Raw genomic sequence first — 17,273 nt, forward strand, 5'->3', positions numbered from 1 at the left:
CGACGGAGAATCAGGGATAGAGAAAAATCGGCCGGAATTTTGCGCGCTACCCGGCTCTTCTTGTTACCCGATTGATTACCCTGGAAAAACAGCGCTTCGAGACTTAGGTTCCAAGTCTTTGATTTATTGGCAGGAGTGGCCGGGCTCGAACCGACGACACCCGGTTTTGGAGACCGGTGCTCTACCAACTGAGCTACACTCCTCCATAGGCGCGACGCGCCGACGGCTTGGCGCTTCTTAGCCGGATTGGCGGGGCGAAAGCAAGCCTGCCATCGATAAATTTCAACGGCGGCGGTCACGCCCCTCGGGCTGGTCCGATCCGTCCGTGCGGCCAAGCCGTCCCGCCGCCGAATTCAAGCGGCTTTTGGCGGGGCCGAGTTCGGCGAAGGCCCCGAGGCCATAGGGCGGCATATTGGTGTAGAGCGTTTCATATTGGCCTGCGCCAACCAGATAGGTCTCGTGCCAAATGCCCACCGCGTCATTGCCGGCGCTGGCGGCGACCGCCTTGTTGAAATCCCGCCACGCCTTGAGATGCAGATGATCGCCGCCCGTCGCGTAACCCCGCAAATGATCGAAGCTGCGCCAATATTGCACGACCATAATGTTCCGCATGCCGAAATGGGTGCGCGCATGGAGCAGCCCGAGGTCTGGCGCCCGGGTGAGTTCCTCGATCATCGGGCCCATCGCCCGCGCCACGGGAAGCCATTGACCGAATTTGAAAAAATTGTTGATGCGCATGCCGATCAGGAAAACGACGAAATCGCCGTCGATCCTGGCCGTCATTTTGCCCGGAATGACTTCCGCCATTGCGCCCTCCCCGACGCGAACTGTGGTTGGCGCCAGGGACGTCGTTGACCGCGAGGCGTCGCGATCAACGACGCTTGGCGTCAGTGCGAACGCGGCGTGATTGTCTCCATCGCGGAGGACGGCAGGCCGATGGCGTGGACATTGCCGCCGATGAAGGCCTGCACCAGCGCATGGGTGTCGACGAATTCATGGACGGTCGTCACCTTGCCGCCCACGATCTTGAAGACGTGACACCAATCGTCGTCGAAACGGACGCCGGATCGCCGCATCCGGCCGGTAGTATGGCCTGTGACGACGACGAAGCCGGGTCCGGACAGATATTCGCGCGGCGTGAAGCTTTCGATCTCGACGTTCAACGCCAGTTCCGAAAAAAAGGCCGTGACCTGCTCGATGCCCTTTCGCTCTCCGCCCCAAGGCAGAAGTCCCGGATCGGTGTTCGACTTCCACTCGATATGCGGGTCCGCCGCCGCGAGGATCTTGTCGATGCCGCCGCTCAAGAAGGCGGCGTACAGCGACTTGATGAAATCGATATTGTTCATGACGTTCCCTCCTTGCAACGCGGCTCCTCACGCCTCCGGCGAGGCCAAAATGCAATTGCGGGAAGGGGGCTGGGCGTCCTCTGCGCCATCCTGGGCCCGGCGCAATCACGGCGCGCTCCGGCGTGTTGAAGCGACGAAACGTAGCACCTGAGGGAATGTTCGCCCAATCACAGGCGCGTGAGAACAAGAAAAAGGGGGGCTCGCGGCCCCCTTCAGAACTTTGATCCGTTTCGTAAATTACTCGATGATCGAAGCGACGACGCCCGCGCCGACGGTGCGGCCGCCTTCGCGGATGGCGAAGCGCAGCTTCTCTTCCATCGCGATCGGAACGATCAAAGCCACCGTCATCGTGACATTGTCGCCCGGCATCACCATTTCCGTGCCTTCCGGCAGGGTCACGATGCCGGTCACGTCCGTGGTGCGGAAATAGAACTGCGGACGATAGTTCGTGAAGAACGGCGTGTGGCGGCCGCCCTCTTCCTTGGTCAGGATGTAGGCCTCGGCCTTGAACTTGGTGTGGGGCTTCACCGAGCCGGGCTTGCACAGAACCTGGCCGCGCTCGACGTCCTCGCGCTTGGTGCCGCGCAGCAGACAGCCGACGTTGTCGCCCGCCTGGCCCTGGTCGAGCAGCTTGCGGAACATTTCGACGCCGGTCACCGTAGTCTTGATGGTCGGACGCAGGCCGACGATCTCGACTTCCTCGCCGACCTTGATGATGCCGCGCTCAACGCGCCCGGTCACCACCGTGCCGCGGCCCGAGATCGAGAACACGTCTTCGACCGGCATCAGGAAGGGCAGATCGACCGGGCGCTCCGGCTGCGGAATATAGTCGTCAACCGTCTCCATCAGCTTCAGGATGGCGTTGCGGCCAAGCTCCGGATCGCCATTGTCGAGCGCGACCTTCGCCGAGCCCTTGGTGATCGGAATGTCGTCGCCAGGGAATTCGTACTTCGACAGCAGTTCGCGAACCTCAAGCTCGACCAGCTCCAGAAGCTCCGGATCGTCAACGAGATCGACCTTGTTCAGGAACACGACCAGCGCCGGAACGCCGACCTGACGGGCGAGAAGAATATGCTCGCGGGTCTGCGGCATCGGGCCGTCGGCCGCCGAAACCACCAGGATCGCGCCGTCCATCTGCGCCGCGCCGGTGATCATGTTCTTCACATAGTCGGCGTGCCCGGGGCAGTCGACGTGGGCGTAATGGCGCTTCGCGGTCTCATATTCGACATGCGCCGTCGAAATCGTAATGCCGCGCGCCTTTTCTTCCGGCGCCTTGTCGATCTGGTCGTAAGCCGTGAAGGTCGCGCCGCCCGTCTCCGCCAGAACCTTGGTGATCGCCGCCGTCAGCGACGTCTTGCCGTGGTCAACGTGACCAATCGTCCCGATGTTGCAGTGCGGCTTCGTGCGCGAAAATTTTTCCTTGGCCATGGCCCTCGTTCCGAATGTCAGGCGGGTAGAATCCAACGAGGGCGCTCAATAGAAGGCTTTGCCGGCAACTTCAAGAGCCAAATCATCGCGAATGGGCGGATTCGCGCGCGCTCCCGCCGCGCCGCCGCGCCGCCGCCCTGCTTCCAACAGATTGTTTTTCTTCTGGCTTCCACCAAGCCTGCGTCCAACCGTCCCGGCTTTTGCGCGCGCGCCTTATGGCGCGACCGCCAGATTCCCCTCGAATCCTGGCGCGGGTATCGACAGATTTGGCGATGCAACGTAAGGCCTCGTCATGTTCGATCTTGGCTTTGCAGACCTCGGATCGCGCTCGCCGGGGAGACGCCGGCATACGAGCAAGGCCGGCTCGCCTCTACTCCTTCACCTCTCATCCTTCGCCTCTAATCATGGGTCGACGCCAACCGGCCGCCGCTTCGGCCTCCGGGTTCGATCCGGACATTTCGCCTCAAACGCGATGTCGCCAAGGCGCGCGGCCTCGACGCGGCGAAAATGCGATCTCGGCCACGCCCATGTCCAGAAGGCGATCTTCGGCTTTGTCGGAGAACCGCGCGTAAATGTTCTCTTGCTGAACCTGGCCCTGGACAAGCTACTATAGGGAATGGCGACAGAGCGCGAACTCGACCGCCTTCCCGATCCCGATGCGCTGCCGGCGCTGGCGGGTCGCGAAGGGCGCGGCAAATTGAAGGTCTTCCTCGGCGCCGCCCCCGGCGTCGGCAAGACCTACGCCATGCTGGCCGCAGCCCAAAGGCTGAAGGCGGAGGGCGGCGACGTGGTCGTCGGCCTCGCCGAAACCCACGGCCGCGCCGAGACCGCTGCGTTCCTCGCGGGCCAGGAGGTTCTGCCGCGCAAGAAAATCCCCTGTCGCGGGCGCGAATTGGAGGCGTTCGACATCGACGCAGCGCTCAAGCGCCGCCCGGCGCTGATCGTGGTGGACGAATTCGCCCACGCCAATCCGCCGGACAGCCGCCACCCCAAACGCTGGCAGGACGTCGAGGAATTGCTCGACGCCGGGCTCGACGTCTGGACCACGCTGAACATCCAGCACCTCGAAAGCCTCGCCGAAGTGGTGAGCCGGTTCATCGGCGTCGCCGTGCGCGAAACCGTGCCCGACCGCGTCCTGCAGCGCGCCGACGACGTGGTGCTGGTGGACATCACGCCCGACGAACTGATCCAGCGCCTGCACGAGGGCAAGGTCTATCTGCCCGAAACCGCCCGCCGCGCCACCCAGAATTTCTTCACGCCGCGCAACCTCACCGCTTTGCGCGAACTTGCGCTGCGCCGCACCGCCGACCGCGTCGACGACCAGATGGTCGATTTGCTGCGTCAGCACGCCATAGAGGGCCCGTGGGATACTTCGGAGCATCTGCTCGTCTGCGTCGCCGCCGACAGCCAGGCCGAAATGGTGGTGAACGCCGGCGCACGGCTGGCGACGCGGCTCAACGCCTCATGGGTCGTGGTTCATGTTGCACCAGAGACCCATGCGGAAACCGACCCCGCCAGGATTCGCGCCATGGACCGGGCTTTCCGCCTCGCCAAGCGTCTCGGCGCCGAGGCGGCGAGCCTGTCCTCCTCGGACATGATCGCGGAGGTCCTGCGCTATGCGCGGCGCGAAAACGTCACCCAAATTATGGTGGGCCGCGCGCGCGGCGCAGCCTGGCGGCGCTGGCTGCGCCGGGATTTCGCCATCGCGCTCGTGCGCCGCTCGCTGGACATTCCGGTCCATGTCATCGCCATGCCGGATGCGGCGGACCACGTCGCAATGCCGCCCCGCAAACGGCGGCTCGACGCGCGCGAGATGCAATGGCGCGGCCTGTTCGGCTCGGTCGCGGCGGTGGCGGTCGCCGTTCCCATCGCCGACAGCCTGAAGCGGCTTGTGGGCGTCCACAACGTGTCCATGGTTTTCCTGCTCGCGGTGGTGGTCTGCGCGGAAAGATTCGGGCTGTGGTCGGCAGTGGCCGCCTCGCTTCTGTCCTATCTCGCCTACAGCTTTTTCGTCACCGAGCCGATCTTTTCCTTCACCGTGGCGGCGCCGGCGGACTTTCTCTCGCTCCTGGCGTTCCTGATCGTCTCGATCCTGACCAGTTCGCTGGCGGGAAGGGTGCACGACAAATCCGAGGAAGTGCGCGCGCGGGCGCGCTATACTGAATTGCTTTATGATTTTTCTCGCAAATTGTCGGCCGCGCCGAAACTCGACGACGCTTTGTGGGCGGCCGCCGCCCATTTGCACAAGGCGCGGGGCGGCACGATCGTCTTCCTTCTGCCGCAGGGCGATGAATTGCGGCTGGCCGCCGCCTGGCCGCCGACGGACGAGGTGAGTGCGGGCGAGATGAGCGCCGCGCGCTGGGCCTTCGCCAAGCGCGAGGCCGCCGGCTGGCGCACCGACACTTTGCCCAACCTTCCTTTCCAGTTCAGGCCGCTGATCACGCCGCGTGGCGCCGTCGGGGTCTGCGGCTTCGAGCCGCGCGAGCTTAGCGAGCCGCTCTCGCCCGAGGACGAGCGGTCGCTGACCGCCATGCTCGACCAGACCGCGTTGGCGATCGACCGCTCGGTGCTGGTGGACGAGGCGGTGCGCAGCGCGGCGCTGGAAGAAAACGAAAAATTGCGCACGACTTTGCTCTCTTCCCTGTCACACGACCTCAAGACGCCGCTTTCCTCGATCACCGGCGCCGTCACCGCCTTGCGCGAACTCGGCGACCGCATGCCGGCGGAAGACCGCCGCGACCTGCTCGCCTCGATCGAGGAGGAAGCCGGGCGCCTCGCCCGTTTCGTCGCCAATCTGCTCGACATGTCGCGGCTCGAGTCGGGCGCCGTAAAGGTGCGCGGCGATTTCCTCGATCCGACCGAGATCGTCCGCGGCGCGGTCGAGCGCGCGCGCAAGGCGTTCCCGGGGATGCGGATCGAAACCTCGCTTGCGCGCGATCTCCCGTTCATCCGCGGCGACGCCGGCCTGCTCGAACAGGTGCTGTTCAACCTGCTCGACAATGCGCATAAATATGGCGGCGAGGCGGGCGCGACGATTCACGCGCGGCAGGAGGGCCAATTCGTCGTGCTGTCGGTGACTGACGAGGGGCCGGGAATCAAGCCGGGCGATCTCGAACGGATTTTCGAGAAATTCTACCGCGGCGGCCGGCCCGACGGACGCAAGGCGGGCACGGGCCTCGGCCTGTCGATCTGCAAGGGGCTGGTCGAGGCCATGGGCGGAACGATCGAGGCGCAAAGCCCCGCCATGCGCCGGCGCGGCGCGCGCATATTGGCGCGCCTGCCGGTCACGGCGATGGAAAAGGAGCTCAAGGCATGAAGACCCGGGTGCTGATCGTGGACGACGAGACGCCGATCCAGCGTTTTCTCCGCCCGGCGCTGCAGGCCTCGGGCTATGAAACGCTCACCGCCGAAACGGGCGCCCAGGCTCTTCGCGTCATGGCGACCTCGGCACCGGACATCGTCGTGCTCGATCTCGGCCTGCCCGACATGGATGGCAAGGAAGTTCTGTTCGAAGCGCGAAAATTCTGCAAATGCCCGATCGTCATTCTTTCCGCGCGCGACCAGGAGGCGGAAAAGATCGCCGCGCTCGACCTCGGCGCGGACGATTATGTCGAAAAGCCCTTCGCCATCGGCGAATTCCTCGCCCGTCTGCGCACGGCTCTGCGCCACGCCGCGCCGGACCAGGCGAAGACCAATGTCTATCGCGCCGAGGGCCTCGCGGTCGATCTCGATTTGCGGCGCGTCGTCAAGAACGGCCATGTCCTGAAACTCACCCCCAAGGAATTCGACCTGCTTACGATCCTGGTGCGCCACGCGGGACGCGTGGTGACGCATCGCCAGATCCTCTCCGCCGTCTGGGGTCCCGCCCATGCCGACGACATGCAATATCTGCGGGTCTTCGTCGGCCAGTTGCGCGCCAAGATCGAACCCAATCCGGAAACGCCGCGCCTGATCCTGACCGAGCCGGGCATCGGCTACCGGCTCTGGGCGCCTGACGCCTGAATCCCGCCGGGTCGCATTATCGAGCGACGGTTCAGGCCCAAGACTCAACGGTCGCGACCAGGCTTGCCCGGCAAGCCGCCAGGGACGGCGTTTCATCGGACTTGATCAAAATCGCGAGGCAGGCGAAAGTCCGGAATAGCGGCGTGCGAAAATTCGGACGCCGGCATTTCGCAAATTTGACGCGAAAACAAGGGAATCTAGCCTCGGCAGCGATTCGGCCGAATCGTCGCCAAAGCTGGCGGACGGCGCCATACAGGGAACGGCTGAATGAATTCGATCGATCCCGCCCTCGACTCCATCATCGTGAAATATCGCCGCGATCCGACTGCCTTGTTGCAGATCCTGCGCGACGCGCAGGAAATTTTCGACTGGATTTCACCCGAAATCCGCGCCGCGATCGCCGACGCGCTCGGCATACCGGCTACGCGCATCGACAGCCTGACGCAGTTCTACGCCCATCTTTACGATGCGCCGCGCGGAAAATACCGCGTGCTGTTCGCCGACAACATCACCGACCGCATGGCCGGCGCCCCGGCGCTGATGGCGCGCATGCTCGACCATTTCGCCCTTGGGCGCGGCGAGGTTTCGCCGGACGGCCTCGTCAGCGTCGACCGCACATCCTGCACCGGCATGTGCGACCAGGGCCCGGCCCTGCTCGTCAACAACCGCGCCGTCACCCGCCTGACGCCCGAGCGCATTGACGCCATCTGCGATCTGATCCGGGCGCGCGCCCCGCTCGACCAATGGCCGGCCGCTTTCTTCGAGGTTCACGACAATATCCGCCGCGCCGACATCGTGCTCGGGTCGCATTACGCGCCGGGCGCGGCGATCCGCGCCGCGCTGGCGCGGGGGCGCGACGGCATGGCCGCCGAAATGAAGACATCGAACCTGCGCGGACGCGGCGGCGCGGGCTTCACCACCGCGGTCAAATGGGAGGCCTGCCGCGACGCGCCGGGCGAGACGCGCTATGTCGTCTGCAACGCTGACGAGGGCGAGCCCGGCACGTTCAAGGACCGCGTGCTGCTGCAATCCTACGCCGGACAGGTGTTCGAAGGCATGATCATCGCCGCTTACGTGACGGGCGCGCGGAAAGGCTTCCTCTATCTGCGCGGCGAATATTCCTATTTGCGCGCGCCGCTCGAAGAACGGCTCGCCGAAATGCGTCGCGACGGCCTGCTCGGCCTCGCCATCTGCGGCGATCCCGGCTTTTCCTTCGACATCGACATTCACCTCGGCGCCGGCGCCTATATCTGCGGCGAGGAGACCGCGCTGATCGAATCGCTCGAAGGCAAGGCCGGCAAGCCGCGCATCAGACCGCCCTTCCCCGCGACCCACGGCTATCTCGGCCAGCCTACCGTGGTCAACAATGTCGAAACCCTGTGCAAGGCGAGTGAAATCGCGCTCGGCGGCGGGGCCGCTTTTCTCGGCCAGGGCACGCGCCAATCGACCGGAACGAAAATCATCTCGGTTTCCGGCGATTGCGCCCGGCCCGGGCTCTACGAATATCCTTTCGGCGTGAAAATCTCGCAGGTCCTGGAGGATTGCGGCGCCTCGGACGTGCTCGCGGTCCAGATCGGCGGCGCCGCCGGCTATTGCCTCGCGCCGCATGAATTCGAGCGCCGCATCGCCTTCGAGGACGTGCCGACCGCCGGCGCCTTCATGGTGTTCGGCGCCGGGCGCGACATGTTCGACGCCGCGCACAATTTCGCGCAATTCTTCGAGCATGAGAGCTGCGGATTCTGCACGCCCTGCCGGGTCGGAACCGCGATCGTCGCGCGGATCCTGAACAAGATCGACGCCGGCCAGGGCGCGCATTACGAACTCAACGAATTGGGCCGCCTGCACGACCTCGTGCGCACGTCGAGCCATTGCGGCCTCGGCCAGAGCGCGACCATGGCGCTCGACGACATGATGCGCAAATTCGCGCCCGCCTTCGAGCGCCGGCTGACTTTTCGCGATTTCGCGCCGGGCTTCGATCTCGACGCGGCGCTGGCGGAAGCGCGCGCTCTCACCGGGCGCGACGACGCCGAAGCCCATCTTGGAGCGGATTCATGAGCGATATTCCGGCGCGCTTCACTCTTGACGGCCAGCCAGTCGCCTTCGAGCCCGGCCAGACCATTTTGCAGGCGGCGCTCGCGGCGGGAATTTATATTCCCCATCTCTGCGCCCATCCGGACTTCGAACCGCATGGCTCCTGCAAGCTCTGCACGATCGTCGTCAACGGCCGCCACGGCTCGGCCTGCACCATCGGGGCCATGCCCGGACAGGACGCGCGCAGCGACACGCCGGAGTTGAACGAGCATCGCCGCGCCTTGCTGCAAATGCTGTTCGCGGAGGGCAATCATTTCTGCCCGGGCTGCGAGAAGAGCGGCAATTGCCAGTTGCAGGCGCTCGCCTATGACCTCGAAATGTACGATCCTCATTTCGCGCAATTCTTTCCCGCGCGCGAGGTGGACGCCTCCCATCCCCGGGCCCTGCTGGATTTCAACCGCTGCATCATGTGCGAGCTGTGCGTGCGCGCCTCCCGCGACGTCGACGGCAAGAATGTCTTCGCGCTCGCAGGGAGAGGCCGCGACTCCCATATCGTCGTCAATTCGCCGAGCGGCCGCCTTGGCGATTCCACTTTCTCGATCGATGATGCAGCCGCTCATATCTGTCCGATCGGGGCGATCCTGATCAAGGAAATCGGTTTCGCGCAGCCGATCGGCGCGCGGCTGTATGACCGCGAGACCATCGAGGACGTCAGCCTGCGCGAGGAGGGAAAATGAGATGAACGCTTTTCCCTCGCAACGCCCGGAAAAACGCCTGAGGATCGCCACCGCGACGCTCGGCGGCTGTTTCGGCTGCCATATGTCGCTGCTCGACATCGACGAGCGCATATTGGAGCTGGCGAAGATCGCCGATTTCGACCGCTCGCCCTTCACCGACATCAAACATTGCGGGCCAAGCGACATCGGCCTGATCGAAGGTGGCGTCACCAACTCCGAAAATGTCCATGTGCTGCGCGAATTCCGCGCCAATTGCCGGACCCTGATCGCGGTTGGCGCCTGCGCGATCAATGGCGGCCTGCCGGCGCAACGCAATCCGATCGACATCGGCGACCTGCTGCGCGAAGTCTATTGCGAGCGCGTGGACGAAAACCCGCAAATTCCGAGCGATCCCGAACTGCCGCTGCTGCTCGACAAGGTCTATCCGATCCACGAAATCGTGCGGGTCGATTACGCCATTCCCGGCTGTCCGCCTTCGGCCGACGCCTTGTGGAAATTTCTGACCGATCTGATCGGCGGACGCACGCCGCGCCTCGATTACGCTCATTTCCGTTTCGATTGAGATCGCCATGTTCCCGCTGGAAAACGCCGAAACCAAACAGGGCCTCCGCCGCATCGCCATCGATCCGGTGACGAGGGTCGAAGGCCACGGCAAAGTCACTCTGCTGCTCGACGACGACAATCACGTCCATCAGGCGCGCCTGCACATCGTCGAATTCCGCGGCTTCGAGGCTTTCATCGAGGGTCGGCCGTACTGGGAGGTTCCGGTCACCGTGCAGCGCCTGTGCGGCATCTGCCCGGTCAGCCACCAGCTCGCCGCGGTCAAGGCGATGGACCTGATCGCGGGCTATGAGCGGCTGACGCCGACGGCCGAGAAATTGCGCCGGCTGATGCATTACGGCCAGATCCTGCAATCGCATGCGGTGCATTTCTTCCATCTCGCCTCGCCCGATCTCCTGCTCGGCTTCGACAGCGAGCCGACGAAGCGCAACATTCTCGGGGTCGCGGCGCAATTTCCCGATATTGCGAAACAGGGCATCTTCCTGCGCAAATATGGCCAGGAGGTCATCCGCCATGTTTCGGGCAAGCGCATCCATGGCGTCGGCGCCATCCCCGGCGGCGTCTCCAAAGCGCTGACCGACGTGGAGCGCGACGAATTGCGCCGCGACGTCGACACCATGATCCAATGGGCGCGCGACGCCGTCCGCCTCGTGGCGAGGATTCACACGACCCATCCGGAATTCTACGACTCCTTCGGCGAATTCCGCGCCTCGATGATGAGCCTCGTCGGGCCCGATGGCGCGCTGGAGCTTTATGACGGCGCGCTTCGCGCCCGCGACGCCGATGGCGGATTGATCTTCGACGGCGCGCCCTGCGCCAGCTACAACGAATTCCTGCAGGAAGAGGTCAAGTCCTGGACCTATATGAAATTCCCGCATATCCGCGCGCTCGGCGCGGAAGCGGGCTGGTATCGCGTCGGCCCGCTTGCGCGCGTCCAGACCTGCGATTTCATCGCGACCCCGCTCGCCGAGGCCGAGCGGAAAAACTTCCTCGCAGCCGGCGGCGGCAAGCCGCGCCACGGCACGCTGCTGTACCATTGGGCGCGAATGATCGAGGCCCTCCACGCGGCGGAAACGATCCGCGATCTCCTCGACGATGTCGAGATCGTCGGGACCGATCTGATCGGCGAAAAAGGCGAACGCCGCGAAGAGGCGGTCGGGGTGATCGAGGCGCCGCGCGGAACGCTGATCCATCATTATCGCGTCGGCGCCGACGATCTCGTCAAATATTGCAATCTCATCGTCTCGACCACCAACAACAACCAGGCGATGAACGAGGCCGTCCGCAGCGTGGCGCGGAGCTTCATTGACGGAAACGAGGTCACCGAGGGCCTGCTCAACCATATCGAGGTCGCGATCCGCGCCTATGATCCCTGCCTGTCCTGCGCCACCCACGCCATCGGCCAGATGCCGCTGCAGGTCGATCTGGTGGATTCCTCGGGCGCGCTCGTGAGCCGTCGCGCGAAGAATTTTTCCGCCGCGTGAGGCTCGTCGTCTTCGGATGGGGCAATGAAGCGCGCGGCGACGACGCGCTCGGGCCTCTGCTGCTCGCGCGCATCGCCGCAGCCCAATGGCCTGACAGCGCTTTGATCGAGGATTTCCAGCTTCAGCTCGAACATGTGCTCGACCTGCAAGGCGCCGAACTCGCGCTCTTTCTCGACGCCGGCAGGGCCACGCCGGCGCCCTTCGCCTTCAGCGAGATTTTCCCGCGCAAAAACCTGACCCACACCAGCCATGCGCTCGCGCCGGAGAGCGTGCTGGCGGTTTACGAACAGACGCTCGGGGGCAACCCGCCGCCGGCCTTTCTTCTCTGCATGCGCGGCGAAAATTTCGATCTCGGCGCGGGTTTGAGCGATGACGGCGCCGCGCGGCTGGAACAAGCCTGGGCTTTCCTGCAACGGCTTGAAGCGGGGCGCAGCGCGGAAAACTGGCGCCGTCACGCCACAAAAATTTGAGGCGGACACCATTTTCCCGCTGCGGAAAGGCCGCGATTTCCCAACATAAACGCGACCAATTTGAACCGGATCGCAAGGAATGCGTCAATGAGTTCGCAACAACGCCAGCCGCGGCGCGACGCGGCGCTCGAATTCTGGATCGGCCGCGACGAACAGGGATTCTGGACCGCGCGCGACGCCGACGGGCGCGAGGGCGGCCTGTTCGTCAGCCGCGAGGAGGCGGTGAAATTCGCCAGAACCGCCAGACCCCGCGGCCAAGGCGTCGCAAAGCCTGCGCCCGCGCCGCTCGATCTGTGGAAATAAGGCGCATCGGAACGCTATCGCGAAGACCCTATGCGCCCTTTGGTGCCGAAAGCGCCGGCGACTCGGCCCCGACGCTTTCGGCGGTCCAGCGCCTGCGCCTCCGACGCCAGCAACAGGCCCGGAACGATGGCGATAGCGGCGTCAACCCTCTGCCGACTTGCATTCCTCGCTGTCTGCCGCTTTCATTCGTAACGGGGAAGTTAACGGAATATTCTGTTCCCGCGACCACGCTTGCGGCGGCGAACGGCTCGGTTCACGTCGGGTTCATTCGCCCTGAAGAGAATGAAAACACTCTGACGAGGGAGGGATGAAATGCATATCTTCGCAAAATGCCTTGTCGTCGCCGGCGCGCTGTTTGGTGCCAGTCTGATCGGAACGGGCGCCGCGAGCGCCATGCCGATCGCGCCCGATGGCGGCGCCCATACTTCGACAGCGCCGATCGAAACGGTCGGATGGCGCTGCGGCCCGGGCTGGCACATCAATCCCTGGGGCCGCTGCGTTCCCAACCGCAGGGTCTATTACGGCGCGCCGGTCTATCGTCCCTATGGCGTTTATCGCCCCTATTATCGTCGCCCCTATTATGGCCACCCCTATTATCACCGCCACTATTATCACCGCCGCTATTGGTGAGAGAACCGCCCGATCGCAAAGGGCTCGGGATCGGCGAAAGGCTTTTCGCCGGTCATCATTTCCGCCAGCAGGCGGCCGGTGACCGCCGCCAGCGTCAGGCCATGATGCTGGTGGCCGAAATTGAACCACAATCCCCTGTGGCGCGGCGCCGGGCCGATGATCGGCAACATATCCGGCAGGCAGGGGCGCCGACCGATCCAGGGTTTCGGATCAAGCCGCTCCCCCAACGGGAATAATTGGCGTGCGATGACTTCGCTCGCGTCGATCTGGGTATAATCGGGCGGCGCGTCGCGCCGCGCGAATTCCGCGCCGGAAGTCATGCGGATTCCGCGCGCCATGGGCGCGAGGAGAAAACCGTTGTCGGCGTCGAGCGCGGGATGGTTGAGAACCGCGCGCGGCGCGAAATGCATGTGATAGCCGCGCTTGACGGCCAAAGGGCAGGAATAGCCAAGGGGCGCGATGACAGTCTCCGCCCAGGGGCCGAGGCAGACCACCGCCGCTTCCGCCGTCAATGGCCCCTCCTCCGTCACGACGCCGTAACCCGCGCTGGCGGGCCGGAAGGTTTTGGCGTCGCCGCGCAGGAAAACGCCGCCGCGCTTCTCGAACAGGGCAAGATATTTCAGCGTCAGCGCCAGCGGATCTTTGAGCGAGGCGGGGTCGAGATAATGCACGGCGCCATGGACGCCGTTGAGCGAAGGCTCGATCCTGCTCAGCGCCGCGGAATCATAGAGCGCGACCTTGAGACCGTAAGGCTCGATCGCTTTCGCCGCCGCGCGCCCGGCAGCGAAAGTTCTTTCGCTGCGAAAAAGCTTCAGCCAGCCGGTCTTGCGCATCAAGTCGAGCGCGCCGGCCTCCGCCATCAGCTTTTCATGTTCGCTCAGCGAGTTTTCGATCAGCGGCCGCGCGGCAAGAGCGTGGCGCAAGGCGCGCTCCGGCGCGCTCTCCCACCAATAGCGCAACAGCCAGGGCGCAAAATAAGGCAGATCGCGCAGGTGATAGCGCGCCTCATTGGCGCCGTTGACGGCATAAAGCGCCAGCGCCCGCCAGTCGTGCGGGAAAAGATAGGGAAAGATCGAGGCGCGCTCGATCAGCCCGGCGTTGCCGTAAGAGGTTTCCTCTCCGGCGCCGCGCCGGTCCACGAGAACGACCTCGCGCCCGCGCGCCTGGATTTGCAGCGCCGTCGCCACACCGACGATTCCCGCGCCCAGCACAAGCACTTCCGTCCGACGCATTCCCTTGGCCTCGCGCATCCCTGCTTCGCCCAAGCAATGCGGGCGCCAAAAGGCGGCCGGTGGACGCCGCGTCCCCGATCATGTAGGAGCGAATTCGAACAAAAACCAGGAAACGCCGATGCGCCCGTTGAAAATCGCCCCGTCGATTCTTTCCGCCGATTTCTCCAAACTCGGCGAGGAAGTCCGCGCCATTGTCGCGGCGGGCGCCGACATCGTCCATGTCGATGTCATGGACGGCCATTTCGTGCCTAATATCACCATCGGTCCCGACGTCGTAAAAAGCCTGCGGCCGTATACGGACAGGATTTTCGACGTCCATCTGATGATCGCGCCCTGCGATCCTTACCTGGAAGCCTTCGCCAAGGCGGGCTCCGATTATATCGTCGTCCATGCCGAGGCCGGCCCGCATTTGCACCGCTCGTTGCAGGCGATCCGGGCGCTCGGGAAAAAGGCCGGCGTCTCGCTCAATCCGGCGACGCCGGCGGATGTGGTCGAATATGTGCTCGACGAGCTCGACCTCATTCTGGTCATGTCGGTCAATCCGGGTTTCGGCGGCCAGAAATTCATCCCCGCCACGCTCGAAAAGCTGCGCCGGCTCAAGGCGATGATCGGCGACCGTCCAATCGATCTTGAAGTGGACGGTGGGGTGACGCCTGAAAACGCCATGGACGTCGTCGGCGCCGGGGCCAACTGGCTCGTCGCCGGCTCCGCCGTCTTCAAAGGCGGCCCGGAGCATTACAAGAAGAACATCGACGCCCTACGCCTCGCCGCCCATATGGCGCGGGGCGAGGTGATCTAGCCGCAATCCTTCCCGCTCTCCCCGCATAGGGCGTCCGTCAGGACGCCCTATGCCCTCTCCCCGCAATCGGGGAAGAGAGTTTTCCCGTCCCGTTGCGAGATAAGCCATGATCCCCCGTTATTCCCGCCCCGAAATGGTTGCGATCTGGGAGCCGCAGACCCGGTTCAAGATCTGGTTCGAGATCGAGGCCCATGCCTGCGACGCCTTGGCCGAGATCGGCGTCATCCCCAAGGAAAGCGCCAGGGCGATCTGGGAGAAGGCGGGCCATGTCACGTTCGATGTCGATCGCATCGACGAAATCGAGCGCGTCACCAAGCATGACGTCATCGCCTTCCTGACCCATCTCGCCGAATTCATCGGGCCGGATTCGCGCTTCGTCCATCAGGGCATGACCTCGTCGGACGTGCTCGACACCTGCCTTTCGGTGCAGCTCACGCGCGCCGCCGACATTCTCATCAAGGATGTGGACGATCTGCTCGCCGCGCTCAAACGCCGCGCCTTCGAGCACAAGATGACGCCATCGATCGGCCGCTCGCACGGCATCCATGCCGAGCCGGTGACTTTCGGTCTGAAGATGGCCGAGGCTTACGCCGAGTTCGCCCGCGCGCGTAAAAGGCTCGTCGACGCGCGGGAGGAAATCGCGGTCTGCGCCATTTCCGGCGCGGTCGGCACTTTCGCCAATATTGACCCGCGCGTCGAAGAGCATGTCGCGAAAAAAATGGGCCTGAAGCCGGAGCCGGTTTCGACCCAGGTCATCCCCCGCGACCGCCACGCCATGTTCTTCGCTACGCTCGGCGTCGTGGCGTCGAGTGTCGAGCGTCTGGCGATTGAAATCCGCCATTTGCAACGCACCGAGGTGCTGGAGGCGGAGGAATTTTTCTCGGAGGGGCAGAAAGGCTCCTCCGCCATGCCGCACAAGCGCAATCCGGTGCTGACCGAAAACCTGACCGGCCTTGCCCGCCTCGTGCGCGGCATGGTCACGCCGGCGCTGGAAAATGTGGCGCTGTGGCACGAGCGCGACATTTCCCATTCGTCCGTCGAGCGCATGATCGGCCCCGACGCCACGGTGACGCTCGATTTCGCGCTCGCGCGCCTCACCGGCGTGATCGACAAGCTGCTGGTCTACCCAAAAAACATGCAAAAAAACCTCGACCTGCTCGGCGGCCTCGTCCATTCCCAGCGCGTGCTGCTGGCGCTGACGCAAAAAGGCGCCTCGCGCGAGGACGCCTATAAATATGTCCAGCGCAACGCCATGCCGGTGTGGCGCGGCGAGGGCGATTTCCTCGACCTGTTGAAAAAAGACCCCGACGTGAAGCGGCTTCTGAGTGACACCGAACTGGAAGAGAAATTCGACCTCGGCTACCACCTCAAGCATGTCGATACGATTTTCGGCCGCGTGTTCGGCAAAGACGCATGAATGACGTCCTGCTTATTGCGGGCGCCGGCTTCGTCGGCGGAACGATGAACGCCATCGCCGGCGGCGGCTCCTTCGTGACCCTGCCGGCTTTGATCACGGCGGGCGTGCCGGCGCTCAACGCCAACGCCTCTTCGACCGTTGCGCTGGTTCCGAGCGCGCTTGCCAGCGCCTATGCCTATCGCAAGGATTTTCAGGGCCTTGAGGGCGTGCGCTTCCGCGACATGGCTTTGCTGAGCGTAGCCGGCGGCGCCGCCGGCGCGCTGCTGCTCGAATTCACGCCGCAGGACGTGTTCAAAATCCTCGTGCCCTTCCTGCTGCTGTTCGGAACGCTCGCTTTCGCCTTCGGCCGCAACGCCGGCGTCTTTTTGCGCGAGCGCATCCATATCACGCCGCGCATGCTGCTGATCAGCCAATTCGTTCTCGGCGTTTATGGCGGCTATTTCGGCGGCGCCGTCGGCGTCATGATGTTGGCGGCCTGGAGCCTGATGACTTCGGCCTCGATCGCCGCCATGCAGCCTGCACGCAACCTGCTCAACGCCGCGATGAACGCCACCGCGACCCTGCTGTTCGTGATCGGCGGACTGATTTATTGGCGCGAGACTTTCATATTGTTCGTCGGCGCGATCCTAGGGGGCTATTTCGGCGCCTATTATGCGCGAAAAATCGATCCGTCGCTGGCCCGCATCGTTATTTCGGGCCTCAACGCCGCGATGACCGCCTATATTTTCTGGCGCACTTTCGGCCATTGAGGCCTACCGGCGAAACTCGCCCCAAACTCAGCCGCGCGGGGAACCAAAGCTTGGCCAGTGCGTTTGCATCGAGTTTGAGACCGG

General features: G+C 64.2%; 17 protein-coding genes and 1 tRNA gene. 13 read left to right on the forward strand and 5 right to left on the reverse strand.

From position 1 onward, the window contains the following. Positions 1-127 precede the first annotated feature (127 nt). The 4 genes from K2U94_RS15880 to tuf form a co-directional block, all read right to left on the reverse strand. Positions 128-203 (reverse strand) — tRNA-Trp (locus tag K2U94_RS15880). A gap of 79 nt (positions 204-282) precedes the next feature. Further along, on the reverse strand, positions 283-807 hold the full coding sequence (locus K2U94_RS15885) for a DUF4188 domain-containing protein (protein WP_243068136.1): 525 nt from the start codon (positions 805-807) through the stop codon (positions 283-285). Positions 808-887: 80 nt separating this feature from the next. Further along, positions 888-1,346 (reverse strand): nuclear transport factor 2 family protein, encoded by a 459-nt coding sequence (locus K2U94_RS15890; RefSeq protein ID WP_243068137.1) that lies wholly within the window; start codon positions 1,344-1,346, stop codon positions 888-890. Between the two features lie 237 nt (positions 1,347-1,583). Continuing rightward, the gene (tuf, locus tag K2U94_RS15895; protein ID WP_243066920.1) at positions 1,584-2,774 is read right to left on the reverse strand and encodes an elongation factor Tu; all 1,191 of its coding nucleotides are present in this window, start codon (positions 2,772-2,774) and stop codon (positions 1,584-1,586) included. A gap of 472 nt (positions 2,775-3,246) precedes the next feature. On the opposite strand from tuf, the gene K2U94_RS15900 reads away from it, so the two are divergent. From K2U94_RS15900 to K2U94_RS15945, 10 genes are all read left to right on the forward strand, one after another. Further along, positions 3,247-3,387 carry a potassium-transporting ATPase subunit C gene (locus K2U94_RS15900; protein WP_243068898.1) on the forward strand — a complete coding sequence of 47 codons (141 nt, stop codon included), beginning with the start codon at positions 3,247-3,249 and terminating at the stop codon, positions 3,385-3,387. 3 nt (positions 3,388-3,390) lie between these two features. Beyond that, entirely contained in the window at positions 3,391-6,090 is a 2,700-nt protein-coding gene (locus tag K2U94_RS15905; protein ID WP_243068138.1) for a sensor histidine kinase, read from the forward strand. Further along, positions 6,087-6,776 (forward strand): response regulator, encoded by a 690-nt coding sequence (locus K2U94_RS15910; RefSeq protein WP_243068139.1) that lies wholly within the window; start codon positions 6,087-6,089, stop codon positions 6,774-6,776. The genes K2U94_RS15905 and K2U94_RS15910 overlap by 4 nt, the downstream gene beginning before the upstream one ends. Before the next feature lie 267 nt (positions 6,777-7,043). Next, positions 7,044-8,831, forward strand: a complete 1,788-nt coding sequence (locus tag K2U94_RS15915; protein ID WP_243068140.1) for an NAD(P)H-dependent oxidoreductase subunit E — start codon at positions 7,044-7,046, stop codon at positions 8,829-8,831. Next, positions 8,828-9,544, forward strand: a complete 717-nt coding sequence (locus tag K2U94_RS15920) for a 2Fe-2S iron-sulfur cluster-binding protein (protein ID WP_243068141.1) — start codon at positions 8,828-8,830, stop codon at positions 9,542-9,544. The genes K2U94_RS15915 and K2U94_RS15920 overlap by 4 nt, the downstream gene beginning before the upstream one ends. A gap of 1 nt (position 9,545) precedes the next feature. Continuing rightward, positions 9,546-10,106 carry an NADH-quinone oxidoreductase subunit B family protein gene (locus K2U94_RS15925; protein ID WP_243068142.1) on the forward strand — a complete coding sequence of 187 codons (561 nt, stop codon included), beginning with the start codon at positions 9,546-9,548 and terminating at the stop codon, positions 10,104-10,106. 7 nt (positions 10,107-10,113) lie between these two features. Beyond that, on the forward strand, positions 10,114-11,589 hold the full coding sequence (locus K2U94_RS15930; protein WP_243068143.1) for a Ni/Fe hydrogenase subunit alpha: 1,476 nt from the start codon (positions 10,114-10,116) through the stop codon (positions 11,587-11,589). Then, positions 11,586-12,059 carry a hydrogenase maturation protease gene (locus tag K2U94_RS15935; protein WP_243068144.1) on the forward strand — a complete coding sequence of 158 codons (474 nt, stop codon included), beginning with the start codon at positions 11,586-11,588 and terminating at the stop codon, positions 12,057-12,059. The genes K2U94_RS15930 and K2U94_RS15935 overlap by 4 nt, the downstream gene beginning before the upstream one ends. Positions 12,060-12,146: 87 nt before the next feature. Beyond that, positions 12,147-12,362, forward strand: a complete 216-nt coding sequence (locus tag K2U94_RS15940; RefSeq protein ID WP_243068145.1) for a hypothetical protein — start codon at positions 12,147-12,149, stop codon at positions 12,360-12,362. Between the two features lie 312 nt (positions 12,363-12,674). Further along, on the forward strand, positions 12,675-12,992 hold the full coding sequence (locus K2U94_RS15945) for a GCG_CRPN prefix-to-repeats domain-containing protein (protein ID WP_243068146.1): 318 nt from the start codon (positions 12,675-12,677) through the stop codon (positions 12,990-12,992). Here K2U94_RS15945 and K2U94_RS15950 read toward each other — a convergent pair. Continuing rightward, positions 12,983-14,224, reverse strand: coding sequence for an NAD(P)/FAD-dependent oxidoreductase (locus K2U94_RS15950; protein WP_243068147.1), 1,242 nt, complete (start codon positions 14,222-14,224; stop codon positions 12,983-12,985). The two genes, K2U94_RS15945 and K2U94_RS15950, sit on opposite strands and share 10 nt — an antisense overlap. A 118-nt stretch (positions 14,225-14,342) precedes the next feature. On the opposite strand from K2U94_RS15950, the gene rpe reads away from it, so the two are divergent. The 3 genes from rpe (at position 14,343) to K2U94_RS15965 (ending at position 17,189) form a co-directional block, all read left to right on the forward strand. Further along, entirely contained in the window at positions 14,343-15,023 is a 681-nt protein-coding gene (gene rpe, locus K2U94_RS15955) for a ribulose-phosphate 3-epimerase (RefSeq protein ID WP_243068148.1), read from the forward strand. 106 nt (positions 15,024-15,129) lie between these two features. Next, positions 15,130-16,440 carry an adenylosuccinate lyase gene (gene purB / locus K2U94_RS15960; protein WP_243068149.1) on the forward strand — a complete coding sequence of 437 codons (1,311 nt, stop codon included), beginning with the start codon at positions 15,130-15,132 and terminating at the stop codon, positions 16,438-16,440. Then, the gene (locus tag K2U94_RS15965) at positions 16,437-17,189 is read left to right on the forward strand and encodes a sulfite exporter TauE/SafE family protein (RefSeq protein WP_243068150.1); all 753 of its coding nucleotides are present in this window, start codon (positions 16,437-16,439) and stop codon (positions 17,187-17,189) included. Before purB ends, K2U94_RS15965 begins: the two co-directional genes overlap by 4 nt. Positions 17,190-17,273: the final 84 nt, after the last annotated feature.

Source organism: Candidatus Rhodoblastus alkanivorans, from assembly GCF_022760755.1.
GTDB classification, from domain to species: domain Bacteria; phylum Pseudomonadota; class Alphaproteobacteria; order Rhizobiales; family Beijerinckiaceae; genus Rhodoblastus; species Rhodoblastus alkanivorans.